Annotated in this window: 18 protein-coding genes; 9 read left to right on the top strand and 9 right to left on the bottom strand. The window is 55.0% G+C overall.

Going from position 1 to position 26308, the window contains the following annotated elements; translation table 11 throughout:
• Positions 1–43: 43 nt before the first annotated feature.
• Positions 44–1663 carry a methyl-accepting chemotaxis protein gene (locus tag L975_RS11650; RefSeq protein WP_047708774.1) on the top strand — a complete coding sequence of 540 codons (1620 nt, stop codon included), beginning with the start codon at positions 44–46 and terminating at the stop codon, positions 1661–1663.
• A gap of 114 nt (positions 1664–1777) precedes the next feature.
• Here L975_RS11650 and ftsP read toward each other — a convergent pair whose 3' ends face one another.
• Both ftsP and L975_RS11640 read right to left on the bottom strand, forming a co-directional pair.
• Entirely contained in the window at positions 1778–3199 is a 1422-nt protein-coding gene (gene ftsP, locus L975_RS11645; protein ID WP_010862531.1) for a cell division protein FtsP, read from the bottom strand.
• Between the two features lie 132 nt (positions 3200–3331).
• Positions 3332–4072 carry a 1-acylglycerol-3-phosphate O-acyltransferase gene (locus tag L975_RS11640; RefSeq protein ID WP_039045944.1) on the bottom strand — a complete coding sequence of 247 codons (741 nt, stop codon included), beginning with the start codon at positions 4070–4072 and terminating at the stop codon, positions 3332–3334.
• A 734-nt stretch (positions 4073–4806) separates the two neighbouring features.
• On the opposite strand from L975_RS11640, the gene L975_RS11635 reads away from it, so the two are divergent.
• A complete protein-coding gene (locus tag L975_RS11635; protein WP_047708773.1) occupies positions 4807–5697 on the top strand; it encodes a LysR family transcriptional regulator in 891 nt (296 codons plus the stop codon).
• Positions 5698–5754: 57 nt separating this feature from the next.
• Here the strand turns inward: L975_RS11635 and yjeH are convergent, their stop codons facing one another.
• Both yjeH and hldE read right to left on the bottom strand, forming a co-directional pair.
• On the bottom strand, positions 5755–7014 hold the full coding sequence (gene yjeH / locus L975_RS11630) for an L-methionine/branched-chain amino acid transporter (protein WP_047708771.1): 1260 nt from the start codon (positions 7012–7014) through the stop codon (positions 5755–5757).
• Positions 7015–7192: 178 nt separating this feature from the next.
• A complete protein-coding gene (gene hldE / locus L975_RS11625; RefSeq protein ID WP_047708769.1) occupies positions 7193–8623 on the bottom strand; it encodes a bifunctional D-glycero-beta-D-manno-heptose-7-phosphate kinase/D-glycero-beta-D-manno-heptose 1-phosphate adenylyltransferase HldE in 1431 nt (476 codons plus the stop codon).
• A 127-nt stretch (positions 8624–8750) separates the two neighbouring features.
• Here hldE and L975_RS11620 point away from each other — a divergent pair, with 127 nt between their 5' ends.
• The gene (locus tag L975_RS11620; protein WP_047708767.1) at positions 8751–9668 is read left to right on the top strand and encodes a Kdo(2)-lipid IV(A) acyltransferase; all 918 of its coding nucleotides are present in this window, start codon (positions 8751–8753) and stop codon (positions 9666–9668) included.
• A 158-nt stretch (positions 9669–9826) separates the two neighbouring features.
• On the opposite strand, the gene glnE is transcribed toward L975_RS11620, so the two are convergent.
• Complete coding sequence (gene glnE / locus L975_RS11615) at positions 9827–12754, bottom strand: bifunctional [glutamate--ammonia ligase]-adenylyl-L-tyrosine phosphorylase/[glutamate--ammonia-ligase] adenylyltransferase (protein WP_052181440.1); 2928 nt, start codon at positions 12752–12754, stop codon at positions 9827–9829.
• A 200-nt stretch (positions 12755–12954) separates the two neighbouring features.
• Positions 12955–14475 carry a methyl-accepting chemotaxis protein gene (locus L975_RS11610; protein ID WP_197665234.1) on the bottom strand — a complete coding sequence of 507 codons (1521 nt, stop codon included), beginning with the start codon at positions 14473–14475 and terminating at the stop codon, positions 12955–12957.
• Positions 14476–14937: 462 nt separating this feature from the next.
• Between L975_RS11610 and L975_RS11605 the strand changes: the two genes are divergently transcribed.
• Both L975_RS11605 and L975_RS11600 read left to right on the top strand, forming a co-directional pair.
• Positions 14938–16995: a carbon starvation CstA family protein gene (locus L975_RS11605; RefSeq protein WP_052181439.1), complete on the top strand. Its 2058-nt coding sequence runs from the start codon at positions 14938–14940 to the stop codon at positions 16993–16995.
• Positions 16996–17114: 119 nt separating this feature from the next.
• Complete coding sequence (locus tag L975_RS11600; protein WP_052181438.1) at positions 17115–17339, top strand: YbdD/YjiX family protein; 225 nt, start codon at positions 17115–17117, stop codon at positions 17337–17339.
• 23 nt (positions 17340–17362) lie between these two features.
• Here the strand turns inward: L975_RS11600 and L975_RS11595 are convergent, their stop codons facing one another.
• The gene (locus L975_RS11595; protein ID WP_052181437.1) at positions 17363–18895 is read right to left on the bottom strand and encodes an inorganic triphosphatase; all 1533 of its coding nucleotides are present in this window, start codon (positions 18893–18895) and stop codon (positions 17363–17365) included.
• A gap of 171 nt (positions 18896–19066) precedes the next feature.
• On the opposite strand from L975_RS11595, the gene L975_RS11590 reads away from it, so the two are divergent.
• The 3 genes from L975_RS11590 to L975_RS11580 all read left to right on the top strand — a co-directional run bounded on the left by L975_RS11590 (position 19067) and on the right by L975_RS11580 (position 21830).
• The gene (locus L975_RS11590) at positions 19067–19747 is read left to right on the top strand and encodes a TIGR00153 family protein (protein ID WP_010862542.1); all 681 of its coding nucleotides are present in this window, start codon (positions 19067–19069) and stop codon (positions 19745–19747) included.
• A gap of 23 nt (positions 19748–19770) precedes the next feature.
• A complete protein-coding gene (locus L975_RS11585; protein ID WP_010862543.1) occupies positions 19771–21036 on the top strand; it encodes an inorganic phosphate transporter in 1266 nt (421 codons plus the stop codon).
• 173 nt (positions 21037–21209) lie between these two features.
• A complete protein-coding gene (locus tag L975_RS11580) occupies positions 21210–21830 on the top strand; it encodes a TIGR04211 family SH3 domain-containing protein (protein ID WP_036769158.1) in 621 nt (206 codons plus the stop codon).
• Positions 21831–21940: 110 nt separating this feature from the next.
• Here the strand turns inward: L975_RS11580 and L975_RS11575 are convergent, their stop codons facing one another.
• Together L975_RS11575 and L975_RS11570 are read right to left on the bottom strand one after the other, a co-directional pair.
• Positions 21941–23047, bottom strand: a complete 1107-nt coding sequence (locus L975_RS11575; RefSeq protein ID WP_047708761.1) for a general secretion pathway protein GspB — start codon at positions 23045–23047, stop codon at positions 21941–21943.
• Positions 23047–24855: an ExeA family protein gene (locus L975_RS11570; RefSeq protein WP_052181436.1), complete on the bottom strand. Its 1809-nt coding sequence runs from the start codon at positions 24853–24855 to the stop codon at positions 23047–23049. The genes L975_RS11575 and L975_RS11570 overlap by 1 nt, the downstream gene beginning before the upstream one ends.
• A 181-nt stretch (positions 24856–25036) precedes the next feature.
• Here L975_RS11570 and L975_RS11565 point away from each other — a divergent pair, with 181 nt between their 5' ends.
• Positions 25037–26272, top strand: coding sequence for a multifunctional CCA addition/repair protein (locus L975_RS11565; RefSeq protein WP_047708760.1), 1236 nt, complete (start codon positions 25037–25039; stop codon positions 26270–26272).
• Positions 26273–26308: the final 36 nt, after the last annotated feature.

The following is a 26308-nucleotide window of genomic DNA, read 5'->3' as shown; positions in this document are numbered from 1 at the left end:
AATAGCGATCTCTGTCATTGTCTTTGTCTGAGATCCAGCGCACATGAAATTAAAACACAAAGGATGGTTGTTGATTGGTGGACTTCTGATCGCCATGGTCGGTATTTCCCTGATCGGGTTATTAGCAATGCGGGCGGCCAGCGATCAGGATAATCGAGCCCGTATTCAGCAACTGATGAAAAGCACGCTCTCCACCATTACTGAGCTTGAACAGATGGCGGCTAGCGGCCAATTGCCTGAACAGCAAGCCAAGGCGATTGCCACTGACTTATTACGTGCCAACAAATATCATGACAGTGAATATGTCTATGTGGCCGATGAGAAGCTGAACTTCGTCGCGACGCCACTCGAACCACAGCTGCACGGCACCAGCTTCCACGATTTTAAAGACGCCAGCGGCAACAGTGTTGGCGCAATTTTGCAAAATGCCCTGCGCGCCAATCACGGCCAATATACCGAGTACCACTGGACATCGAAGCGTAACAATCAGGTGGTGGATTTGCTGTCGGTCGCCCAGCAAACCCCCCGCTGGAATTGGGTGGTCGGCACCGGGATCAGCGAGGCTGAAGTTAACCAGCGATTTTGGTCCAACGCCGGTTGGCAGTTGGGTATTTGTCTTCTGATTGCCACCCTTACCGGGCTGATTATCAGCCGCATGATCTGGGGTCTGCTGAATGATTTAGGCGGTGAGCCGGCCGATGTGAAACAGCTGGTGCAAGCGGTCGCCAATGGCGATCTGAGCCAGCATCATGCCCTGCCAAATCGTGATGATGTCAGTATTCACGCCTCGGTGCTGCGCATGCGCCAATCGCTACATGATGTGGTGCAACAGCTGCAGCAAAGTGTCGCGCACCTGCATGAGCACAGCCGCTCGATTGTGAGTAATACCGAGCACAGCACCCAGCTGATTGAGCAAGAGCGCGATGCCACCAACCGTATTGCCGCCACTGCGCATCAATTTAGCGAGCAAACCCGCTATGCCGCCGAGCAAACCCAACAAGCGCGGCAACAAAGTGAGCAAGCCTGTCTACAATCGGATAATGGCCACAAGACCATCTTCGCAGCAGTCGGTCGCCTGACCGATATTGAACGCGATGTGGGCGAGACGCAGCAACGGATCGATGAGCTGGCCGATCAGGTCAACAACATCTCAGCGATTGTGGCGGTGATCAGTGATGTAGCCGAGCAAACGAACTTGCTGGCGCTGAATGCGGCCATCGAAGCGGCGCGTGCCGGTGAACAGGGGCGCGGCTTTGCGGTGGTAGCCGATGAGGTGCGTAAACTGGCCGAGCGCACCAGTGTCGCGACTCGCGAAATCCATGACACCATTAAGCAAGTTCAGGCCAGCAGCCTGAATGCCAAAGGGCGTATGGACACCATGGTCGACGATTTGCACCGCGGGATCGTACAAGCGCAAGACGGCGGCAGCTGCATCACCCAAATTCGCGCTGAAATCAGCGCCGCTGCGGATATGGTGGAAAGTACCCGTCAAATCCTACAAGAGCAGGTACAAGCCAGCCAGAGTATCCGCCAAGATATTCGCGCTGTGGCCGACTCCTCAGGGCAAATTCTGCAGGTCTCCGGCGAGACGGCAGTACAAGCCGAGGCGATTTATCATGAGTCTGACGTACTGTCTGGCCTGATCAAGCGCTTTCAGGTGTGATGCGCCACGGCTAATGAATGACACAAGGCATTCATAGCGATACAAAAAAGCGACCGTCATGCCTCGCATGCGGTCGCTTTTTTTATGCCTGTTGTATCGGCCGATGAATGTGGATTATGGGTTAACGGTAAATTGCCCCATGGTGCCGCGATCGGCCATTTCCAAAATGCCACTGTGATAACGGAACGGATGATCAGCGCCAGCTGTTTGATCAAAGCGCACGATCAGCTCCACTTCGCTGTCAACCCAGACGGTATCTTTCCAACCGGCATCTTCGGCTTTCGGTGGCTGACCGTTCACCGACTGGATCCGGAACATAGCGCCATGCAACGTAAATGGCTGCGGCGTTAATGCATGCACGATCCAACGCTCACTAGCCGCAAAGCGAGTATCGATATCAACCCGACCTTCATTCCAGACCGCACCATTGATGCCAGGACTAGCCACATCGCCCAGACGCAGGGTTCGGGTACGCTCGATGTTACTAACGCCCCCTTCCTCAGCCGGCAAGCGCGCCGGTAACTTATCCGTCATCAGCGGCAACAAGCCTTCTGGGCGCAAGGTCAGCACTTGCGAGGAGACCAAAATACTGGAGTCCTCAAACAAGCCCTTGATGCGATCCACTAATCCCGCCGACTCACCGGCAGTGAGGGTCACTTCATCGCCATTGCTCATGTCGATCAGAATCTCACGGCGCTCACCGGGAGCCAGGCTGAACTGCTTGACTTCCACCGGTGCATTGAGCAAACCCGCGTCACCGGCAATCACATACATCGAGCGCGCATCACTCATCTGCAGCAGCAGACGACGGGCATTCGAGGCATTCACCAGACGCAAACGCACCCAGCCACGTGACACATTGATGAACGGATCTTGCACGCCATTGATCAGCAAGGTATTACCGATAAAACCGCCTGGCGCTGCTTCATACTTCGGCTCACCAAACGGATTAAAGCGCTTATCTTGTAAAATCAGCGGAATATCATCAACGCCATAGTGCTTCGGCAAACGCAAGTCACGGGTGTTTTCATCATCGACCAGCCACAGGCCCGCCAAGCCCCGATACACATGCTCGGCCATCTTGCCTTGGGTATCCGCATGATACCAACAGGTAGAGGCAGCTTGGCGCACCGGTAAAATCGGCGCCCACTCTTTGCGCGGCTTCATCAACCACGCCGGTCCACCATCCAACACCCCCGGCACTCGCAGCCCCTGCACTCGCATGGAAACCGCTTCATCCAGACGGTTGCTGTAAATCAGTTTCACGTTGTCACCGCGCTTCACCCGCACGGTCGGCCCCAAATAGCGGCCGTTCACTCCCCACACCGACACCGGCGCCGCATTTTGACTAAACGCCCAATGCGTTCCTTGTAGGGTCAGAAATAATGGCCGCCCATGCCGATACTCCAACAAAGGAGGGATGGGTAATGGCTGAGACGGCCCGGTTGCCGCCTCCAGTTTCAGTGCCGGATAGACAGCCCCGGCACACACAGATGCTCCGGTCAGCTGTAAAAAACGTCGACGACTGAGAGCCATGATATCTCCGAAAACAAAATGATCCCGCGCCAGCCCTCGGCGGTCCCATCACCAGCCCGCGCTGGCGACGAACCGAGGAGCCGGCGCGCATGAATAAACCACGATAGCCTGCCAAGGCAGGCTGGATACGACTTACGCCGCGCGATCTTGACGTTCGCGCTCGGCCACTTCGGCATTCAACTGCGCAATTTTATCGGCCGCCATCTGATGGCACAGCGCCGCCAGCTCACGCACATTTTCACGGGTGTAACCGGTGGTATCGATAGGAGGCAACATCTCAACGATCACATGCCCGTTATTCCAACGGTTCAGATTCACTTTGTTGTGCTGCTCAGAGGCGCACACAATCACCACCGGCACACCGGCAGCAATCGCCGCATGGAAAGCCCCGGTTTTAAATGGCAACAAACCACGGCCACGGCTACGGGTTCCTTCTGGGAACATCCATACCGAAATATTGCGCTCTTTGATTTTGTCCACCACCTGAGAAATGGTGTCATGCGCCTTACTACGATTATTTCGATCAATCAGAATGTTACCGGTGAGCCAGTACAGTTGACCAAAGAACGGGATCCACAGCAGGCTCTTTTTACCCACAGTCACCGTACGCGGCAACACCATGCCCGAGACAGTCACCATGTCGTAATTATTCTGGTGATTGGCGATATACACGCTGTCACCGAATTGCTCGAACCCTTGCGGGAAACGACGCTCAACTTTCAGCCCCATGACCCGATCTAATTTGCTAAACAGATGGGCGAACGTATACACATGACGTGGATTACGTGGGCTAAACAAACAATATAAACTGCCACCGACACACAGCAGCAACGCATACAGCAATACAATAATGGCGCGAACTACAACTAGCATAATCACCTCAAGCTTACAGCTGTGCGCTAGTATAACCACTTCAGCAAAAAACTCATCGCTCAACTGCAGAGTTTTGCTTGCGCGCCCGCGCTTTATGCTCTACCGAAGTGACAGATAAACCGTGGTGAGCCCACGCCACGCAGTTCGCTAATACATGAGTCAAAGTTCGTGACATAGAGTTCGCAATATAGCGAAGTGAACATCGCCGCGATCTAAGCATTGATAGCCGAATCATCCATACGCGCACCATCAGGCTCGTTATCTCTATTCTCTCTCAGCCTCGCTGACTTAATTCGGCGCCCCAGTCTTTGCTATTATTTCGGTGCAAGCCGCTAACATAGGCACATTTATATTCAGCGTGAATGCGTAATAAAATAGTTAACCTGCTCAGCGCAATGATTAAATCATTTCCCCGACATACTGGGAGATAAATCGAGAAATTTCATAATCACCCAGCAAAACTGCATATTTTTACTGGATGACAATATTTACACGGCAACACCCTGTTTTGTTAGCATTTTCGCCATTTATTTCATATTTAGCGAAGTTCATCTGTAAGCTGTGGGTGAATTTTTCTTTGTTAACAAGGCGGATCACTGAGAGTCCATATTTTATCTTTGATTACACTACGATGTGCTTTTTATGCGCCGTTATACCCTTTTGAGCCCGATATTTGTGTTATAGACTGAGTCAGGATTTTATCTCACCCAGATTCATGTTACTCCGAGGGATGTATGCGGCTAACTGATTTAAAGCAACTGTATTATTTTAGTCTGGTGTATCAAGAACAAAATCTCAGTAAAGCCGCGAATAAAGCGTTTATTACCCAATCGGCATTATCTCAACAATTGATTAAACTGGAGCAGCATTACGGCATCGCATTATTTGAGCGACGTCAATCACATATGTTGCCCACCGAATTTGCCGAACATATCTATCCACAAGTCAGCCAATTAATCCGCGATGCCGACGCGCTGGAAAAAAGCGTTCGTCATTATCACGGTGGCAATCAGCAACAAATTCGTATCGGCATGGTTCAATCGGTTGAACCGGTGATCAATAACCTGCTGCGTTATACCCTCAGCCAACCAGCGCTCAGCATGACCATTACCGAAGCGCCGGTCGCTCATCTGCTGGCTGAACTGACCGAACATAAGCTGGATATGGTGATTGGGCAGGCCAATCCGGCGCTACCACCGAATATTGAAAAACAACCGTTTTGCGATGATGAACTGATGGTGGTGCTCCCGCCCTCACACCCACTGGCTACCCACAAAGAAATTTGTGTGCAGCAGCTGCGCGACCAGCACCTGATTTTATTGCCAGAACCGCACATTACCCACAGCACGTTACTGAATCTGGCCAGTGAGCAAGATATCCCACTGAAAATTACCGCCACCTTAAGCCAAATCACCGCTATCTTGGCGGCGGTCAACAGCCGTCTAGGACTAACAGTCTTACCGGCCACCGCCATGCAGCTGCAACCAGATACACAACTCATTTGGCGACGCTTAGCCGATGTGTATGAACGGCAACCGATTTGGATTTATTACCACGGCGGACAGAGCCAAGATATCGTGCTGCAAAATCTGATTAATTCCCTGCTGACACCTTGCTGCTGCTAAACGCATCGCACACCGATGCGGCTCGATAGCCGCATCATTAAGTGACTAACAGGTTGGTTAACCTGCCTGTATCAGTGAGCGTTCACTTCGGCGCTGGCAATAGCACGCCAAGGCATATAACAGCGCCAACATCGCTAACGCATAACCGCTATGCCAACCGATAGCCAGCAACATCAGCACGCACAGTCCCGCCCCCAGCAACGCCGCCCAACGCACCCAGCCTTGCAATAACACCACGCCAGCCAGCATGGATAGCAAGTAAATCAACACGAAAATCCCGTTGGCATAGATGATCAGCTCAGATAATGACACCCCAAGCCCCTGCAATGCCAATGCCGATAGCGCGCATAAGCCCACCACCAAAGTTAGCGCATTGGCCGGTACCTGACGGCGCGATAAGCGCGCTAAACGGCTATTCGGACGCCACTGTGCTGCTTGTGCCCAAATCAGGCGAGCAAAGCTTTGCAGATAGATATTGATACTGGCAAAACAGGCCAGATAACCAATCAAGCAAGCAATCCGCTGCGCACGTAGGCCAAACAGCCCGCCGACAATCGATGGAATCGAGGCGGATGCCGGCAACTGGCTACCATAGGCAGAAAAGTGCAACACCGCCAAGGTACACAACCAATAGATGCTGCCCGCCACCAGCAAACCACACAACAAGGCACGCGGAAAATCGCGCTCCGGCTGGCGAAACTCCGAGCCCAAATGGGCAAACGCTTCGATCCCGACAAAACACCAGAACATCACTGCCAGCGCCTGTCCCAAGGTCAAGGCCGCCGGCCATTGCGGCAGGCTCGGGGTTTGCCATAAGCGCCCCGCATAAGCGATCACCAGCACCAAACAGATGATCAGCAACGCTATCAGGGTTTGCACATTGGCCGACGAGCCCGCACTGCGCAACCCCAGGCCGAGGATCAGCAGCAACGTCGCCAACTGCACAAGCATGGCCAAGCCAGCCCCCCAACCAAAGGCCGCCTGCCAAAAACCGGCCGCAATCTGCAGCGCCGCGGGTAAACCAGCCGGGATCACGGATAAGAAGAGCCACGCCGTGGCTCGCCCCATGCGCTTGCCAAAGGCTTGTTCCACAAAATGCGCAGCGCCGCCAGCATGAGGATAATGACGGCCTAAAGCCGCAAAACCGATCGCCACCGGAAACACTAACGCAATCAGCAGTGGCCACACCCACAAAGCGCTTTGACCAGCAATCACCGCCGCCAAGGCCGGAATAGCGAAAATGCCGGTTCCCAGCAATGACGTGGATAGCAGCCCGATCCCCTGTAATAACCCGAGTTCTTGTTTTAACCCTGACATTGTGGCCCTTCCTTGCCCGACAGCCCTAAATACGCTTGGAATAAGCTAGCATGGGGCAAAAAAAAACAGGCGAAATAATCGCCTGTTTTCATCGTCTTTTTGGCATAACATCAGGAAGCACAACATCAAGACATGGTCAGGGTCAGAACCTGCCTAGCCACAGTGATGCTTGTACGCCTCAGCCGCGTCCGTCGCGGATCGCCGCAATAATGTTGCTGGTCGAGCAACCATCTTCAAAGTTCAACACTTTGACCTGACCACCCGCGGCAATCACTTCTGCGCCACCGGCAATCTCATGCACCTGATAATCACCGCCTTTCACCAGCAAATCCGGCAATAAAGACGCAATCAGACGCTGCGGCGTGTCTTCTTCAAACGGTACCACCCAATCAACTGCGCCGAGACCAGCCAACACCGCCATGCGCTGTGACAACGGATTCACCGGACGGCTTTCGCCTTTCAAGCGTTTCACTGACTCATCGCTGTTCACCGCCACAATCAGGCGGTCACCCAGCTTACGGGCATTTTCCAGATACGAGACATGGCCGGCATGCAGAATGTCAAAGCAGCCATTGGTCATCACCACTTTCTCGCCACGGCGACGCGCTTGCTGCATCATCAGCTTAAGCTCAGCTTCGCTCATCACGCCAAAACCGGTATTGCTACGGCCACGCACTGCGTTTTCCAGCTCCAGCGGTGACACTGTCGAGGTGCCCAGTTTACCCACCACCACACCTGCGGCAGCATTGGCCAAGAAACAGGCTTCGTCCAGTGACTTGCCTGCCGCCAACGTGGCGGCCAAGGTACCAATCACGGTATCGCCAGCACCGGTAACGTCATACACTTCCTGCGCCTGCGTTGGCAGATGCAGTGGCGCATGACCTTCACGCAGCAACGTCATGCCGTTTTCAGAGCGAGTGACCAATAAGGCCTCTAAATCAAAGCGATGCAGCAGCGCCATGCCGCGCTCCACCAGCTCTTCTTCGGACTTGCAACGCCCGACCACCGCTTCAAACTCGGACAGATTTGGCGTCAATAAGGTCGCACCACGATAGCGCTCGAAATCATTGCCTTTCGGATCAATCAGTACCGGCACGCCGGCACTACGCGCCAGCTGGATCATCGCCTGTACCGCGCTCAGCGCGCCCTTGGCATAATCCGATAACACCAGCGCGCCAACGTGTGGCAATGCGTGGGTAATACGGTCTAACAATGGCTGCGGCGCCACGTTGTCGAACCCTTCTTCGAAGTCCAGACGCAGCAGTTGCTGATTGCGTGACAACACGCGCAGCTTGGTGATCGTCGGATGGGTGGGCACAGCGACGAAATCACACTCCACCTCCACCGCCTGCAGGGCCTGTGTCAGCGCTTGCGCCGCATCATCTTGGCCCGTCAGACCAACCAGACACGAACGCGCACCGAGTGAGGCAATGTTCATCGCCACGTTAGCCGCACCGCCCGGACGTTCTTCAATCTGTTCGACCTTGACCACCGGTACCGGCGCTTCCGGTGAAATCCGGCTGGTCGGTCCGTGCCAGTAACGATCCAGCATGATATCCCCAACCACCAGAACCCCTGAGCGGGAATAATCAGGCAGAGTCACATTCATGGTTTGCTCCACACACAGCAAAAAAAGAAATTCTGGCAGAGTGTACCACAGGGTGGCATAACACACATGCAAGGCGGCGCGGTTGCAGGTAAACTAAGACGTCTGCCCTGCTAATGTGAAGTTCATCATGGTTCAAGCTCAATTTCGTACAGCATATTTTCATCCGCGCTACTGGCTGACTTGGCTAGGGATCGCGGCTTTATATCTGGTCACGCTGCTGCCTTATCCTTTGATTCGTCGGATCGGGTTCACGCTGGGGCGGCTGTTTATGCGCATTGGTAAGCGTCGGGTAAAAATTGCCGAACGTAATCTTGAGTTGTGCTTTCCAGATATGAGCCGCGAAGCGCGCGCCCAAATTCTGCAAGAAAACTTTGAATCCACGGGGATGGCGGTGATGGAAACCGGCATGGCCTGGTTTTGGCCAGACTGGCGGGTGAAAAAAATCTTCCAAGTAGAAGGCTTGGAGCATATGCGTAAAGCGCAAGCCGAACAACGCGGTGTACTGCTCATTGGCGTGCACTTCCTGACTCTAGAGCTCGGTGCGCGCGTTTTTGGCATGTATAACCCAGGCGTGGGCGTCTATCGACCGAACAATAATCCACTGATGGACTGGCTGCAAACCTGGGGTCGTCTGCGCTCCAACAAGTACATGATTGATCGTAAAGACGTAAAAGGGATGATCCGCGCCCTGCGTGCCGGTGAGATTATTTGGTACGCTCCCGATCATGACTACGGCCCACGCCGCAGTGTCTTTGTCCCACTCTTTGCGGTCGATAAAGCGGCGACCACCACCGGCACCAGTATTCTGATGCAAGCCGCCGATCCAGCATTAGTGGCCTTTGCACCGATCCGCAATAAAGATGGCAGCGGTTACCGCTTAGTGATCTCCCCAGCAATTCAAGGCTTCCCGATGGATGATGAGGTTGCTGCGGCGGCCTTTATGAATCGGGTGGTCGAAAAAGAGATCTTGCGCGCACCAGGGCAATACATGTGGCTGCATCGCCGCTTTAAGACCCGCCCAGAAGGCGAATCCTCTTTGTATTAAAAAGTCTCTTAGTGTTTTATTACCTTAGTATCGATACGCTTTGCTCTTCATGAGACTCAAGTAAACAGCGCCGCACTGCGGCGCTTTGGTTATTTTGAAAATACGTTTTTATGCGCGCATCAATTTACTCGTTGATTCATCAACCTGCGGACAAAAACTCAATCGACCGGCACGCTAACCGGCGTTTCCAACCACGTATGCCAACTGCGCATCACCTGCTCACGCTCTTGGGTAAACTGAGTCGCACTCACCTTCCCGGGCAATTGCTGTAATGCCAAGCGATGGTTTTCATCGCGCAGCAAACAATAACAGGCGGTTAATTGCTGCGCTTCCGCTGCCGACATCAGTTCATAACGTTGCAGCAATTCAAAAATACGCACATTATCCGACCACTCGGTGATCGCCGGCTGCAAGGCGGCAAAACGCAGCACCAGATACTGAGCAATAAACTCAATATCGGTGATCCCCCCCGCATCGGCTTTCAAATCAAACGAGTTTTCACCGTGCGAACGCTCACCGTGAGTGTGATGCGCCTGCATCTTCTGGCGCATCGCCAACACCTCTTGGCGCAATGCTTCGGCGGGGCGCTCTTTGCACAAAATGCCGTGCCGGATCTCGGCAAAGGCCGCTTGCAACATCGGGTCGCCATACACCATACGCGCCCGTACCAACGCTTGATGCTCCCAAGTCCAGGCTTCTTGCGCCTGATAATCGGCAAAGGCTTCTAACGAGCTGACCAACAATCCGGCCGCCCCCGAAGGGCGCAAACGGGTATCCACCTCATACAGCACGCCACTACTGGTACGCGTGGCAAACAGATGCATGATGCGCTGTGCAAGACGCAGATAGAATTGGCGGCCATCAATACTGCGCTCACCACTGGTGACCACCTCCGGTGGACAATCAATCAAGAACACCAGATCTAAATCCGAGCCGTAGCCAAGCTCCCAACCGCCTAGCTTGCCGTAACCCAGTACGGCAAAACCCTGACCTCCGCGCTCAGCCAGATGCTGCGGCTCACCATAGCGCGCCGTCATTTGTCGCCACGCCTGACGCACCACCGCATCAATAATGGCCTCAGCCAGATAGGTGAGGTGATCGCTGACTTTCATCAGCGGCAAGGCTCCCACAATATCAGCGGCAGCAATACGCAGCAGATGTGCCTGCTTAAATTGACGCAGCGCCTCCATCTGTTGCTCTTCATCCTCTTCCGGTACACGCAGCAGATACTGACGCAGCTCATCACGGTATTGTGTCAACGGTAAGGGATGGTAAAGCGTCTGTGGATCGAGCAATTCATCCAGCAACAATGGATACAGCGCTAACTGCTCAGCCACCCACGGTGACGCGGTGCACAGGGTCAGCAGGTGCGTTAACACCGTTGGGTGCTCCGCCAACAACTCCAGATAAGTGGTGCGAGTAACAATGCGACTCATCAAGTGAATGATGCGCGGCAATAACAGCGCCGCGTGTGGATGGCTAAGGCAGGCCGATAACAAACGTGGCATCAAACGGTTCAACACCTCACGACCACGCGGCCCCAACGTGCGTTTATCCACTTCGCGGTGAAAATCTTCCACCACCCGCAGCAATTTCGCGCCCGCCACCTCTTCATCAGGGCTGGCCGGACAAAGCCGTAAACTCTCTTCCGCCGATAAGCGCCCTAGCCACAAATCTTGATACAGCTGAAGCTGCGGCTCTTCGCTGGCACTGTCTTCCTCTTCCCCAATCAGGTGGGCGAAGACCGCCCGCACCGCCTGCATATGATGCTCTAGCGTAGCTTGTAACGCCGACCACTGCGCAGCCTGCATCAGGTCGCACAAGCGCGCTTGATCCAGCGCCGCAGACGGCAAAGTTTGGGTTTGCTCATCGCGGATCGCCTGTAAGCCATTTTCCAGCCGGCGCAAGTAGAGATACGCCTGACACAGCCCATCGACCTCACTCGGTTGTAACAGCCCCAACTGACCGATGGCCTGTAAGGTTGGCAGCAACGAGCGGCCCTGTAAGCTCGGCTCGCGTCCGCCGCGGATCAATTGAAACACCTGCGCAATAAACTCGATCTCACGGATCCCGCCGGCACCGAGCTTGATGTTATCCACCAGCCCACGGCGGCGCACCTCACGAGCAATCATCCCTTTCATGGTGCGCAGTGATTGGATCACGCTAAAATCAATATACCGGCGAAACACAAACGGGCGCAGCATCTGCTTAAGCTCTGCGGCATATTCGCCACTGTCATCGCCCATCACCCGCGCTTTGATCATGGCGTAGCGCTCCCAGTCACGCCCCTGCTCTTGATAATAATCTTCCAACGCCGGATAGCTCATCACCAACGGTCCACTCTCGCCAAACGGGCGCAAACGCATATCAACCCGATAGACAAAGCCATCAACCGTAGGTTGATCCAAAGCTTTAATCAGCCTTTGCCCAAGACGAGTAAAAAACTGCGCGTTATCCAACGCTCGCCGCCCACCGCGGGTTTGCCCATTCTCTGGATAAGCCAAAATCAGATCAATGTCGGAAGAAAAATTAAGCTCCGCACCGCCTAACTTCCCCATCCCTAAAATCAGCAGCGGCTGCGCTTTCCCTTCGGCATTTACCGGCGTGCCCCACTCACGGCAGCAAGACTGATACAACCAATCGCGCGCCCCCACGATCAAACTCTCCGCTAACGCACTGAGCTGGCGCAAAGTCTGCTCTGTTAGCGCAGCCTCCTCAGGGGACATCAGATCCGGCTGACCGTGGATTTGCAACCAAGCGATACGCACTAACTCGGCATGACGAAAACGGCGCAGGGCCTGCATCAACCCCGCCTCATCACTGACCGCTTGCAACTGCTGTTGCAGCAAGGCCGCATACTCCTGCTCGCGGCCATAGGCCGGCGGCTGATGATACAGCTCATGTAACAGCGTTGGCTGGCGCAATAAGGTATCGGCGATAAACTCTGATAGCGCCAAGGCGCGGCGCAGCAGCGGGCGATGCGAAGCGGTCTGCCACAGTTGCAACGCGTCAGGCGCTTGCTCGGCTAAGCGCTGCCACGCCTGATCGGCGGCGGCATTCAGGGAGGGAGAAAGATGATCAGTCATGACGGCATCCGGTCCGTTAAAAATCAGCCACAGTGAACCGTTAAGATATCGGGGTTACTAACCTGCTGCCAATCAAAAAGTACCAATAAAAATGGCATGCATAAAAAAGCCCCGTCGTTAACGGGGCTCCTTGTGTTGCTGGGATGTCGTACCGATATGGCTAAACGCAACCTCACACACTATCTCACTCGGGCGCAACATCAACCGGCTTCGAGACGAAACTCACCAATTTCGGCCTGCAGCTTACTGGCTTGCTGCTGCATCGCCTCGGCCGTTTCGGTCAGCTCCCCAATTACGGTTACCGAGGCCGAAATCAGCTCACGGACATTGGTCAGGTTGTGGCTCATCTCCTGCGCCACCGAGCTTTGCTGCTGCGCTGCCGATGCAATTTGGAAATTCATCTCATTGATGCGCAGAACACTGGACTCAATACGGGTAAACTCGCTACCGGCACGCTCAATTTGTTCCGTGCCTTCGGCCGCTTCCAGCACGCTTTGCTCCATCAAGGTCACCGCTTGTTGCGCGCTATTTTGCAGCTGCGAAATCATCTCTTGAATTTCGACCGTGGCATTTTGCGTGCGCTGCGCCAATTGACGCACTTCATCGGCGACTACCGCAAAACCACGCCCTTGCTCACCGGCGCGTGCCGCTTCAATGGCCGCATTCAGCGCCAGCAAGTTCGTCTGCTCGGAAATGCCGCGAATAGTCGAAACAACCGAACCAATCGAGCCCACTTGCTCTTCCACTTGATTCACAGCCAATGCCGACTCACGAATATCAGACGACAGCTGACGGATAACATCGGTGGTCTTGCCGACAAACACCGCGCCTTGCTTGGCCTGCTCGGCACTTTCGGCGGTCGATTGCGACGCCAGCTCAGTATTTTGCGCCACATCCTGCACGGTTGAGCTCATTTCACTCATGGCCGAAGCCAGCTGATCGATTTCGGCAAACTCTTCTTGTGTCGACTCACCGGTTTCACGCATGGCCAGCGACATCACTTCCGCCACCGCCGACAGCTCTTGCGCGGTATTATTTTGTACCGTCACGATGCCACGCAGATTTTGCCGCGTCTGCTCCAGCGCCCGCGCCATATCGCCAAATTCATCTTTGCACGGCATCAGTACGGGCACCGCTAAGTTTTTGGCCGCCAGCGCCTCAATGCCGTTTTTCAGATAACTTAACTGACGATGCATCATACGGACCGCGCCCACCAGCAGGACGATAAACATCACGATCATCACCACCGTTTGCCACACACTGCGCCAGATAAAATCCTGATAGGCCTGATCCGCGCTGTTTCTATCTAACGCTACCGCCGCCAACCAATCACCGGACTGCGCGCGAAAATAGCGCTGCTCGCCTTCATCACTCCAGCCCGACATGCCCGCGCCGCTGTTCCACTCCTCATAACGCTTGAGCTGCGGATGCCCTAACAGCTGCTTATCCGGCGATACCGCATACACAGAGACTCCCGCTTGCTGCAACTGCTGCACCAAGGTCGCTTGCGAGCCAGTGGCCGCTTGATTGAGCAAGCTGGCCACCGACTGCGCCTGCTGCTCGGCCTGCGTTTGCGCCGTACTCAGCAGATGCTGACGCAACGTATCGGCATCCCACCACTGCTTACCGGTCAGGAGCACCGTACTGAATACCATTAGCAACACGGCTTTTGGTAATAACCGTACATTGACCAGCCATTTCTCCCAGAAATGAAATTGCATTGCGTCCATAGCATCCCTTTTTGATATCAATCAATCACGGCAATGGTGATCGTCTGTTAGGGGTATCGGCATCCATTGCGATCCCCCGATCAGCAATCCCGTAAAATCGGTGACAGATCACAAAACCCCTGAGCAAGGCGCTGCAGTGCGTTCGGTGTATCTACCTACGTCACAAAAGCAACAGTAACTTTACTTCAGCGCAAACACTACCACCAGTTTTGTCAGCATAAAAACCAGACACATAACACATTTTGCCTGATAAGGCAGCTCCACTTATCCCGCGAAGCAGTCGGGAACACCACCAAGTACCGGTGCAGCAGCGCCATCGTCGATTTCACCCATACCCCTTGCGTTTGCCGGTGGGCATTTACAAAATCGAAACAATTCCCGTTCCCCATTACCGCGGCGCGCCTCATCACCAACGAACGCGGGAGCGGTTTTCCCAGACACAAGGATGAAATCATGCGCACACTCAAGGAATGGGGGCTGTGGCTCCTGATCGCTCTGGCTGGTGCCGCCGCTTTTGGCACCTTAGCCCTGCACCGCGGGGAAAGTATCAATGCGATTTGGCTGATCACCGCAGCCGTCTCTTGCTACCTGATTGCCTACCGCTTTTACAGCCGCTTTATTGCCAATAAGGTGTTGGAGTTAAATGGCCAGCGTCTGACGCCCGCTGCGCGACACAATGATGGGTTGGATTATGTCCCGACCAACAAATGGGTGCTGTTCGGCCACCACTTTGCCGCCATTGCCGGCGCCGGCCCGTTAGTCGGACCGGTCCTGGCCGCGCAAATGGGCTATTTACCCGGTACTTTGTGGATTTTGGTCGGCGTGATGTTTGCTGGCGCAGTACAAGATTTTATCGTGCTGTTTATCTCCACCCGCCGTGACGGTAAATCGCTTGGAGAGATCATCAAAGCCGAATTAGGCCCAGTGGGCGGGGTCATTGCCTCGATTGGGATCTTAATGATCATGGTGATTTTGCTGGCGGTACTGGCGCTGGTGGTGGTGAAAGCGCTGGTTGGCAGCCCGTGGGGCAGCTTCACCATTGCTGCAACCATCCCACTGGCGGTCTTCATGGGCGTTTACATGCGTTATATTCGCCCTGGGAAAATTGCCGAAATTTCACTGATTGGTTTTGTGCTGTTAATGCTGGCGATTGTATACGGCGAAGATGTCGCCCAAAGCAGCTTTGCCAGCTGGTTTACCCTAGATGGTAAGGCACTGGCTTGGTCATTGATCATCTACGGTTTTATCGCCTCGGTATTGCCGGTGTGGTTGCTGCTGGCACCGCGTGATTACCTGTCTACTTTCCTCAAAATCGGCACCATTGTTGGGCTGGCATTAGGCATCATAGTGGTGGCACCCGACATGCAAATGCCGTCCGTCACCCGTTTTATTGACGGCAGCGGGCCAGTATTTGCCGGTAACCTGTTCCCGTTCCTGTTTATCACCATCGCCTGTGGTGCAATCTCCGGTTTCCACTCGCTGGTCTCCTCCGGCACAACACCGAAAATGCTGGAAAATGAAACCCATGCGCGCGCCATTGGCTATGGTGCGATGTTGATGGAATCCTTTGTCGCCATGATGGCGCTGATTGCCGCCTGTGTGCTGGAGCCGGGCGTCTATTTCGCCATGAACTCCCCTGCGGCGCTGATTGGTACCACACCGCAAGAAGCGGCGGCGGCGATCAGTCAGTGGGGCTTTGTGGTCACGCCAGAAATGCTGAGCCAAATGGCCAAGGATGTGGGTGAACAGACTATTTTGTCGCGTACCGGTGGTGCACCTACGCTGGCGGTGGGCATGGCGCATATTCTGTCGCAGGTGTTTGGTGGTCCGGGCATGATGGCGTTCTGGTATCACTTTGCCATCTTATTCGAAGCACTGTTTATTCTGACCACCATTGATGCCGGTACCCGCGTTTGCCGTTTTATGATCCAAGATTTACTGGGCACCTTTTTCAAACCGCTGGGGAATACCGATTCTCTGCCGGCCAACCTGCTGGCCACTACGCTGGCGGTGAGCGGCTGGGGTTACTTCTTGTATCAAGGCGTGATTGATCCGCTAGGCGGCATCAATACCCTGTGGCCGCTGTTTGGCATTGCCAACCAGATGCTGGCAGGGATGGCGTTAATTTTGTGTACCACCGTCTTGATCAAGATGAAAAAACTGCGTTTTGCGTGGATCACAGCCCTGCCTTGTATCTGGGTACTGACCACAACCTTGTACGCCGGCTGGCTGAAAATCTTCAGTGAGAATCCCAAAATTGGTTTTCTGGCCCATGCTGAGAAATTCAATCAAGCCGCCGCCAGTGGCACCGTACTGGCTCCGGCCAAAACGTTAGAGCAGATGCAACAGGTCATTTTCAATGATTACGTGAACAGCGCCCTGAGTGCGCTCTTTATCAGCGTGGTTCTGGCGATGCTGTTCTTTGGCGTACGCGCATCATTGCAAGCCATGCGCCTGCCCCACCCGAGTGCCAAAGAAACGCCGGCTCAATTTCAACATGATGCATCATAAAAAAGCGCATTCTGAGTGATGCGAAAACGAAAGTGAGCAGCGACTCAGCATCAGAGGTGGGCGTGTTCAGCCCATCTCTGATTCACGTTACAAGAGCGATGCAAGTTAAGGAGAACACGATGCGCCAGATATCCATACCGCGGGTAAAAATACAGGCGATTTACCAACGGATGGCCGAAACGGCTCGCTTAATGGTCGGCATTCCTGACTATGCCCGTTATGCCGCCCACATGCGTGAGCAGCATCCGGAGCTACCGGTATTGAGCGAGGCGGATTTTCATCGCGCCTGCATTGATGCTCGTTATCCGGGTAAAAAAGGCAAGCTCAGTAAATGCCCGTGCTAACTCAGCGTCGGGCCTAGCTGCGCTCAGAACCAATAACCGGCGGCGCTGAGCAGCGTGGGTCGCGCAGCTTCCAATGTCGCGGCCAATTCGGCTTGCTCTTGCTCCAACACCGTCACACTGTTTGCCAACCACACCGGCGAGGTTTCAGCTTCATCGACTGTCGCCATGCTCACCGCCAGTAAACGGCGCTCGGTTTCCCGAGCCTGTAGGCTGGCGAGCTGCGCGCCAAAGCGTTGCACCTCGGCCATAAAAAGCTGTGCCTCATCCTGCGGATAAAGCGCCGCAAAAGCCAGTGCCACTTCGTTAAAGCGCTGCACTACCGGCGCTTGATCCAGATATTGGCGTACGCTCAGTGGATGTCGGCCCCCCAATCGGCTCTTCATCTCTGACCAATGTCGTCCAAGCTGGGTATCGGCAAAACGCTTCACTGGCGCGGCCAGCGCTTTTTGTCCAGCATCATCGGTAAAGCGCTGCCAAGTACTGAACGCCAACCAGTGGTTAAAGGCCAGCAACAGCGCAGCATAACGCGGGCTCAACAGTAACTGCTGATAATGCGCCAGTGGGAACGGGCCAGTTTGCGCCTGCAACTGCTCGCGACGCCCCTCCGGCACGCCCTGATCCAACCACAACCAACGAGCACTGCCGGCCAATTGCTCTTCCAGCCACTGCATCTCCTGGCGTAAACCGGCGCTGGCTTTGCGAGGAATATAACGGCCAAACAACGTCAGCCACTGACGGATAAAGGTCAGATCATCACGCATGGCCTGTAACGCCCGCACCGCCAAAGCAGCACCCTGTTCATCAAGACGCGCGATATCCACTTCGGCTCGCTGCCAGTGGCCAAGTAAGCCAGATAGCACTTGCACAAATGCCTGCTCCAGCGTCATTTTGCGCTGCAAGGTAAACGCCGGCAAACGTGGGCAGCGCGGCTCTGGCTCCCCAGCTGCCAAGCGATAGCCACGCGCGGCTTTACTGTCTTGTCCTTGCCGCACGCCCCCTAGCGCACACAGAGCCTGCGCTAGGGTAAACAAGGCGTTCGCATCGCCGCTCACCAACTCCAGTTCAATTTCACAAATAGGGGTTTGACGCTCGCCAGCCGTAATGCTGCCCTGATCCCAAGCCAGCTCAATTTGGCTGCCATCTGCGGCAGTAACCAGCCACTGCTCACGCTCAAAATCCGTGTTAAACAGCGGCTGTAAGCTGTCTTGGATCGCCGTCAGATCCCACTGCGTCGGCCAACTGATGTCATGGCCAGCCTCACTAAAACGGGCTAACTCTGGGCGCGGCGCAGTCAACGGGACATTAAACTCTGGGCGCTGATGTAAACCGGCAACTACAGTGCCATCGGTTTTCAGGGTCTGGACATGTTGCTCGCCAATGGTGCGCACCCGTAATCCCATTCTTGCCTGACGCAAATTTTGCGCTGGCGTATCATAATAGGTATTGATCAGGTGGCGGGTACGGTGCTCGCTGGTCTGCCAATCCTGCAACAGGCGATACAGTGCCGGTTTCATCGCTGGGTCGACAATAAACTTTAACTCAATCTCAGTATTCATAACGAAAAACCAGAATTTGTCACACTTAACGGGCTATTTTTTGCAGCCGGAGCAGCAGAAATGTGCGGTTATTTGACTTCAAGCGGGTGAAGTCTGCGGTCACATACGATAACATGCGCATCCTCTGACAACTGTTGCGCAAATTAATCGCCAACAATAGGTACATTGGTTATGCCAGTTAATACTATTTTAGGTCTCTTTGCCAAGTCACCCATCAAACCTTTGGGTAAGCACTCGGATAAGGTGCACGAATGCTGTTTACAGCTGGTGCCTTTTTTTGAAGCTACTGCTCGAAATGATTGGGAACAGGCCAATAAGATCCGGGAAGAAATCTCCCAGTTGGAAAAACAGGCGGATACATTAAAACGTGAGATCCGACTGAAGCTCCCACGCGGGTTATTCTTACCGGTTGACCGTACTGACATGCTGGAATTGCTGACTCAGCAAGACAAGCTTGCCAACCGTGCTAAAGATATTTCCGGACGCGTCATCGGCCGCCATCTGCGCATCCCCGATGAAATGCACCCGGCTTTCATGAACTATCTGCAACGCTGCTTGGATGCAACCGCGCAATCCAATCGGGTCATCAATGAAATGGATGGTCTGTTGGAAACGGGCTTTAAAGGCCGTGAAGTTGCGCTGGTGGAAAACATGATCACGGAGTTGGATCACATCGAAGATGATACAGACCACCTCCAGATCCTGCTACGTCAGACGCTTTTGACGCTGGAAGATCAATTCAATCCGATTGATGTGGTGTTCCTGTACAAAACTCTGGAATGGGTGGGTGATTTGGCTGATCAGGCACTGCGCGTGGGCGCTCGCCTGGAACTGATGCTGGCTCGCTCATAACGTAGCAAAAAATAGGTACTTCAATGGAAATTTTGGCACAACACGGCTCGCTCATTGTGCTGGTCGCGGTTTTTCTTGGTCTGTTAATGGCCATCGGGATCGGCGCCAATGACGTAGCAAATGCCATGGGCACCTCAGTAGGTGCCAAGGCCGTCACCGTCAAGCAGGCTATTTTAATAGCCATGGTCTTTGAGTTTGCCGGCGCCTATCTGGCCGGTGGTGAAGTGACCCAGACTATCCGTAACGGGATCATCGAAACCTCACTGTTTACCCATGAACCACAAACCTTGGTGTTCGGGATGATGTCAGCCTTGCTGGCCGCCGGAACCTGGTTGATTGTGGCGTCCGTCATGGGTTGGCCGGTCTCCACCACCCACTCGATTATCGGTGCTATCATCGGTTTTGCCTGCGTTTCAGTCGGTCCACACTCGGTGGATTGGGGCAGTGTAAAAGGGATCGTCGGCAGCTGGCTGATCACGCCACTGATTGCCGGTATTCTGGCTTACGGTATTTTTATCAGCGCCCAGCGCCTGATTTTTGATACCGAAACCCCAATGAAAAACGCTAAGCGCTATGGTCCGGTCTACATGTTCCTGACTGCGTTGGTGATTTTCTTGGTTACCATCAAAAAAGGTCTGAAGCACGTAGGTTTGGATCTGACCGATGCCGAAACCCTGCAACTGTCAGTTATTGGCGGTCTGGTGGTAATGATTGGTGGTTACCTGTACATCAGCAGCAAAAAATTCGCCGCCAAAGCCGAATCTGAAAATGGTTTTGCCGGTGTTGAGCGCGTGTTTAGCGTGCTGATGGTGATCACCGCATGTGCGATGGCTTTTGCCCACGGCTCCAACGATGTGGCAAACGCGATTGGCCCATTGTCGGCGATCGTGGCCGTGGTCAGCAGCGGTGGTGAACTGCATAACTCCTCACCAATTGCTTGGTGGATCTTGCCATTGGGCGCGGTAGGTATCGTGATTGGTCTGGCGCTGCTGGGGCATAAAGTGATGGCCACCGTGGGTACCGGTATTACTGACCTGACCCCAAGCCGTGGTTTTGCGGCGCAGTTTGCAACCGCCACCACCGTGGTTATCGCTTCCGGTACAGGCCTGCCTATCTCCACCACACAAACGCTGGTGGGCGCGGTATTGGGTGTCGGTTTTGCCCGTGGTATCGCGGCGTTGAACCTCGGTGTCGTGCGTAATATCGTGGCATCGTGGATCATCACACTGCCAGCCGGTGCTTTCCTGTCGATTATCTTCTTCTATCTGTTCCGCGCTATTTTCGCCTAATCGCATTTTTTGCGAGGCACTGCGCGTGTAACGATTTCGCATAATTGTCGTCAGACGCACAAAAGTCTGCTGCGGCACCCGATACGGGTGCCGCTTATTTGCGTCCGGTGCGCAAACCTTCTACTATGCACCCTTCCCGAACATGAACCAGAATGCGCAGAAATACCGACATTATGTCCAAATTAAGCACCAAAATTGCCGCCCTGCTGGTTGCAGCATTAACACTTCCCGCCTATGCCAATCAGACCCGTTATGTCTCTGATGAGCTGCAGGCGTATGTGCACTCCGGCCCGAGCACGCAATACCGAATTTTGGGCACCCTGAATGCAGGCGATGCCGTCACGCTCGATAGCGTGAATTCCGCCACTGGCTTTGCGCAGGTAACCGACAGCAAAGGCCGCCAGGTGTGGCTACCAGAAAATCAGCTCAGCGCCACGCCAAGTTTGCGTGTTCGCGTCCCTGAGCTGGAAGCGCAAGTTAAAGAGCTGACCGCGAAGCTCAGCACTATTGATGCCGATTGGCAGCAACGTACCCGTGATATGCAAGCCAAAGTCAGTCGCAGTGATAGCGATATGGCCGCGCTGCAAGGGGAAAACGAACGTCTGAAAGCCGAGCTGCAACAGGCCAAAGACAAGATGCAGACCCTGAATAATCATCTGGATGCGGAAAAGCGTGAGATCCTGATGCGCTGGTTTATCTATGGTGGCGGCGTTGCCGGTGCCGGTCTGCTGCTGGGGCTGCTGCTACCGCATCTGATCCCAACTCGCCGTCGTAAAGACCGCTGGATGCGCTAATTTGCGCCGATGCCAACGTGCGCGCTAGCCGCAAACACGCTGAAGCAGATAAACGCAATAACAACGCCGGCACATAACAATATGCGCCGGCGTTGTTCATTTTTGCGCTCTCAGCCACGGCTGCCCGGCCAATCCTGCAAGGCCGGCAACGCAGCCTGCTGCCCTTTCACCGCCAACACAATTTGCTCTGGCTCAATGCGTTCCAATCGCACATCTTTAGCTAACTGCGCGCCACTGCGATAGACCTGTCCGTTAATCCGCACCCAGCGTTTGTCCGGAGCCGACACATAATTGTGCACTTCAAAACGCAGTGATGGGATCAACGCACGCCGCGCCGCCGGCAAATGACGTAACTGCGGCAATGCCTTGGCGCTAGCATCCTTCTTGGTCGAGACGGTTGGCGACGTCGGCGCGGTTATTTCAGATCGAGTGATCGGCATGGCGCTACCCGATCTACCTGCGCCCGAAGTAGCAGAGCTTAATTTATCCTGTAAGGCGGCGCGAAACGCTTGCGCTAACTCCGGCGACACGCCGCGCAAATCCAGTTTGTCCGGTGGCGTCAGCGCAGTATCGGTATCCGCTAGCCCACGGCTTGCCTCCTCCGATACCGCTAACGCAGAGGCGTCACTATTGGCTGCAGGCGGTCGGCGCACCGGATCGGTCGGTAACGGCGGCGTCGGTAAAATATCGGCGGCCGTGATCAGGTTATCATCCAGTGCGATACCGGCAATCGGCGGTGGTAATGCCCAGCTCTCGCGCTCAGGCGATAACGCCGAGGCGAGCTGCTCAGCGCTAATACGCTCCGTTTCCAGACGCGGAAAGCTTAATACCTGTGGCTGAACTAGATGATCCTCGACCTTCGGTAATGCGGATGCTGTTGGTACTGACACTGATGCGGGCTGCGCATGGGCATTTTCAATCGTCGGTATTCGCGGCTCAATGCTAGACACAGATGAGGTTGATACCTGCGGCGTGCGAGTATCTGGCCCGATACCGTAACGTAAGACAAGCCACATGCCACTCGCCCCAAGCAGCAACAGCAATAACCGCAAACCAAGGCGCTGGTAATGGCGCTGTCGCTGCGCCAATGCGGCGGATGCGGCGGAATCCGCGCTTAATAGCGGACCGCCGGGGAGGGTCGGTAACAACGGTTCACCGGTTGGTTGGCGTCGCCGCTCTTGCTCGGCGCGGCGCAACGCCGCCAAAATGGTCGACATTATCCGTTCTCCTTCACAAGCGGCGCGCGCAGCGGTTCACTGACATTCTCATTGAGTGGGTTACTCGCCACCTCCGCTAACAAGGGGCCACCACTGCCCGCACTGAGCGCGATCTGCGTCAACGGGCCGGCCATCGCATCGGCCGGTAAGCCTTGCAGTTGCTGGAACTGACGCAACCGCTGCTCGAGATCAGCATCAAAGCGGATATTCGGGGCTACCGAAGTGGTACTTTGGCTCACTGCCACATCACTATCCTGTGGCGGTAAGCGGCTCGCCAACCACTGCACTAAGGCGCCTTGGTCGCCACGACGGATCACGCGCTGGCTCGAGGGCTCCGGCGGTCGCCACAACAGGGTAAACTCCCCATTCCAGTGCGCCTCTAGCCATGCGCGAGACACCCGCCATCGGCTCTCTCCCACCAATAGCTCCGCATCTTGGGCGGTCAAACGGTACAGCACCGCGGCATAATTTTGTTGCTGCTCTTGCAGCGATAACACCGCCGGATGATTCAACGCCGCCAGACGCGCTAAGCTGGCCGTTCCCTGATAGCAACGCAGCGCCAACGTGCTAGCGGCATGGCAATCGGCCTGCCCACTAGGTAGCTGATAGCCCCACACCTGAAACAGCACCGCCAACGCCTGCTGCGGCGTCGAAGCAATGGTGCGCACACCCGAAAGAGTCTCCGACGACTCGCCGACCGCAGCGCTTGGTATGCTTGATACGCTAGGCGCACTAGGCTCTGCAGCCGGAGGCAATGCGCTCAGATTCGGTATGCTCGCTACAGGTGCTGCAGTGGATAACGCCGTAGCCGTTACTTGCGGTGTGGATGTTGGCGTTGGGGTAAGCCCAAACCTGCTGGGCTGCCATAATGCCAGCAGATAAATCGCCCCCGCACCGAGCGCTATTGTGATGGGCGCCGACAGCATCGCATTCCCAGTATTCGCTGAAGAATGACGAGTAGACAGCCAAGAGGAAAACCACAACCGTGGCAACCGCAGTGCATGCTGCCCCCGCAACTCGCGCCACGCACCGAGTACGCAGCGCCAGCCAATTTGCCGTTGCTGGTGGCCGTAAGCACGCATCAAGCAGCGCTCCGCCAGCAGATTCAGACAACGCGGGATCCCGCCACTGCAACGGTACAAGGCATAACCTGCTGCGCGACTAAAGGGCCAACCTTGGCCTGCCGCCACCTGCCAGCGATGCTGCAAATAGTGCAGACTTTCGTCATAACCCAGCGGCGTCAGGTGATAGCGCGCCGTGATGCGCTGCGCCAATTGACGCAACACCGGTAAATCCAACATCACAGCCAACTCGGGCTGACCGATTAAAATCACCTGTAGCAGCTTGGTTTGGCCGGTTTCCAAATTGGTGAGTAGCCGCAATTGCTCTAACGCCGCCGGCGACAAATGCTGCGCTTCATCCACCAACACGATGGTTTTGCGCCCAGCGGCATGATTGTGCAAAAAATGGTGATGCAGTACTTCGGTAAGCTGGGCTAAGGATGCCATCGCCGGCACATGGGCGCCGAGCTCAGTGGCAATCGCCAGTAGCAGCTCTTGTGGGGTTAACAGCGGATTGAGGATCAAAGCCAACTGACACTGCGGATCGGTATGCTCCAGCATGGTACGCGCAGCCAACGTTTTACCGGTGCCCACCTCACCGGAGAGCAACACAAAGCCACCGCCATCACGCAAACCGTAAAACAGATGCACCAAGGCTTCGCGATAACGCTCGCTCAGGTACAAAAAACGCGGATCGGGCACCAACGCAAACGGAGCTTCGCGAAGCCCGAAAAAAGCCTGATACATGGCCTACTCCTTGTGCTGCGGCCGGTTGTCACATCCTGTCAACACAGCTTACCGGAAAGCGCTGCGATTACCATCCTCTGCGCGGATCTGGCCCGCAAACCGCGCACTGACCGGCATGTTGGCGCATAATCCGGTATACTGCACAGCAATAATCTCATCGACGCGGTGTTAAGGAGACAGGGTGCAGACATATCTGGTGGGTGGCGCAGTACGGGATCAATTGTTAGGGCTGAACGTCACCGAGCGCGACTGGGTAGTGGTTGGCGCAACGCCTGAGCAACTGCTCGCGCAGGGCTATCAGCAAGTCGGCCGTGATTTTCCGGTATTTTTACATCCGCGCACCCATGAGGAGTATGCGCTAGCACGTACTGAGCGCAAGCAAGGCCAAGGCTATACCGGTTTTGTCTGTCACGCCGCGCCCGATGTAACGCTCGAACAAGATTTACTGCGCCGCGATCTGACCATCAACGCGATCGCACAAGCAGAAGATGGCTCGCTCACTGATCCTTACGATGGCCAACAGGATCTGCGCGATCGCTGGCTGCGTCATGTCTCCCCCGCTTTCAGTGAAGATCCGCTACGCGTATTGCGGGTGGCGCGTTTTGCCGCTCGGTTTGCCCACCTTGGCTTTCGTGTCGCACCAGAAACACTGGCGCTGATGCAGCAAATCAGTGCCAGTGGCGAGCTGACGCATCTCACCGCTGAACGCGTGTGGAAAGAAACCGAGAAAGCCCTGAATAGCGCCGCGCCGGATGTCTACTTTGCCGTATTACGTGCTTGCGGCGCGCTGACGGTGTTATTCCCAGAGCTGGATAATCTGTTTGGCGTTCCGGCGCCCGAGAAGTGGCACCCAGAAATTGACAGCGGCATCCATACCCTGATGGCTTTACAGCAAGCCGCCCTGCGCGCTTATGGCCCCGAAGTGCGCTTTGCCGTGCTGTGCCATGACTTTGGCAAAGCCTTAACGCCGCCGCAATTCTGGCCCAGCCATCATGGGCATGGCGAAAAAGGGGTTCCGCTGATCCGCGAATTTTGTCGCCGTTTAAAAGTACCGGCCAGCCATCAAGAAGCGGCCATTTTAGTCGCGCAAACTCACGGCAACCTACACAATGCCTTTGCCTTGCGACCGGAAACAGTGTTGAAAATCTTTGACCAGTTGGATGTCTGGCGTCGGCCCGAACGCCTACAGTGGGCTTTAGAGGCCGCACAAGCCGACTTTTGTGGCCGCTTGGGCTTTGAACAGCGTGCCTATCCACAAGCCGCTTACCTGCAAACGCTGTATCAAGCGGCCTTGAGCGTGGATGTCAAAGCCATCGTCGCGCAAGGGCTACGCGGACCGGAGATCAAACATGCGGTGCAGCAACAGCGCCAACAATTGATCGCCGTCGCCAAAGAGGCCTATCCACAGCCAGAATAATGCGTTGGCTCACTACCGACCTTTCTAGGGCTCCGC

Origin of the sequence: Plesiomonas sp. ZOR0011, assembly GCF_000800945.1 — a bacterium.
In the GTDB taxonomy this organism is placed as follows: Bacteria; Pseudomonadota; Gammaproteobacteria; order Enterobacterales; family CAMTGL01; genus Plesiomonas; species Plesiomonas shigelloides.
This window is presented reverse-complemented; position numbering and strand designations above follow the sequence as displayed.

Bases quoted from the DNA above. Each gene is read 5' to 3' on its own strand.
- L975_RS11585 (WP_010862543.1), top strand. From the start codon at position 19,771: ATGGAAATTTTGGCACAACACGGCTCGCTCATTGTGCTGGTCGCGGTT.
- ftsP (WP_010862531.1), bottom strand. From the start codon at position 3,199: ATGGCTCTCAGTCGTCGACGTTTTTTACAGCTGACCGGAGCATCTGTG.
- L975_RS11605 (WP_052181439.1), top strand. From the start codon at position 14,938: ATGCGCACACTCAAGGAATGGGGGCTGTGGCTCCTGATCGCTCTGGCT.
- L975_RS11575 (WP_047708761.1), bottom strand. From the start codon at position 23,047: ATGTCGACCATTTTGGCGGCGTTGCGCCGCGCCGAGCAAGAGCGGCGA.
- glnE (WP_052181440.1), bottom strand. From the start codon at position 12,754: ATGACTGATCATCTTTCTCCCTCCCTGAATGCCGCCGCCGATCAGGCG.
- L975_RS11595 (WP_052181437.1), bottom strand. From the start codon at position 18,895: ATGAATACTGAGATTGAGTTAAAGTTTATTGTCGACCCAGCGATGAAA.
- L975_RS11600 (WP_052181438.1), top strand. From the start codon at position 17,115: ATGCGCCAGATATCCATACCGCGGGTAAAAATACAGGCGATTTACCAA.
- hldE (WP_047708769.1), bottom strand. From the start codon at position 8,623: ATGAATGTGACTCTGCCTGATTATTCCCGCTCAGGGGTTCTGGTGGTT.
- L975_RS11650 (WP_047708774.1), top strand. From the start codon at position 44: ATGAAATTAAAACACAAAGGATGGTTGTTGATTGGTGGACTTCTGATC.
- L975_RS11640 (WP_039045944.1), bottom strand. From the start codon at position 4,072: ATGCTAGTTGTAGTTCGCGCCATTATTGTATTGCTGTATGCGTTGCTG.
- L975_RS11610 (WP_197665234.1), bottom strand. From the start codon at position 14,475: ATGCAATTTCATTTCTGGGAGAAATGGCTGGTCAATGTACGGTTATTA.
- yjeH (WP_047708771.1), bottom strand. From the start codon at position 7,014: ATGTCAGGGTTAAAACAAGAACTCGGGTTATTACAGGGGATCGGGCTG.
- L975_RS11635 (WP_047708773.1), top strand. From the start codon at position 4,807: ATGCGGCTAACTGATTTAAAGCAACTGTATTATTTTAGTCTGGTGTAT.
- L975_RS11570 (WP_052181436.1), bottom strand. From the start codon at position 24,855: ATGTATCAGGCTTTTTTCGGGCTTCGCGAAGCTCCGTTTGCGTTGGTG.
- L975_RS11620 (WP_047708767.1), top strand. From the start codon at position 8,751: ATGGTTCAAGCTCAATTTCGTACAGCATATTTTCATCCGCGCTACTGG.
- L975_RS11580 (WP_036769158.1), top strand. From the start codon at position 21,210: ATGTCCAAATTAAGCACCAAAATTGCCGCCCTGCTGGTTGCAGCATTA.
- L975_RS11590 (WP_010862542.1), top strand. From the start codon at position 19,067: ATGCCAGTTAATACTATTTTAGGTCTCTTTGCCAAGTCACCCATCAAA.